Here is a 630-nt window from a genome sequence, read left to right as displayed (position 1 = left end):
GAACGCGAGATCGCTGCGCTCGAACGCATGCTGGCGCAGGAAGCGGTGGAAAATCGCGCGCTCGACGCCATGCGCGCTGCCCCCGGCTTCGAAAAGGCGCTGGGCGCAGCACTGGGCGAGGATCTCGACGCCTCGCTCGATCCCTTTGCCGGCCGCCACTGGTCTGTCTCGGACATCCGTGCCGCCGCCCTGCCCGCCGGTGCGGCGCCGCTGTCGAAACATGTCACCGCGCCGAAGGAACTCGCGGCACGCTTGGACGCCATCGGTGTGGTGGAGGCCGGCAAGGCCGAAGCGTTGGCGAAGCAGCTGAAGCCCGGTCAGCGCCTCGTCACGAAGGACGGCGATGTCTGGCGCTGGGATGGCTATGCCGCTCGCGCCGATGCGCCCTCCGCGGCCGCGGCGCGTCTCGAACAGCGCAACCGGCTCGACGAGGCACGCGGCGAACTGGAAACGCTCCAGCCCCGCATCGCCGAAGTGCTGGGCGTCGCCGAAGCTGCCGCCGAGACCCTCCGCACGGCACGTGAAGGCGAGGGCACGGCCCGCGCCGCGATCGGACCGGCCGACCAGGCGGCGCGCGAGGCGATGACCACCCTTTCCCGCGCCCGCGAAACCGCCGCGCGCGCAGCCCAC

General features: G+C 72.2%; 1 pseudogene. It reads left to right on the top strand.

The window, feature by feature from the left end:
• A pseudogene (locus tag L5876_RS13260) lies at positions 1 to 630 on the top strand (chromosome segregation protein SMC); the annotation flags it as partial.

The organism is Hyphobacterium sp. SN044, assembly GCF_021864465.1.
GTDB lineage: Bacteria > Pseudomonadota > Alphaproteobacteria > Caulobacterales > Maricaulaceae > Hyphobacterium.
The sequence above is the reverse complement of the archived record's forward strand: the minus strand, read 5'-3'. Positions and strand labels throughout refer to the sequence as shown.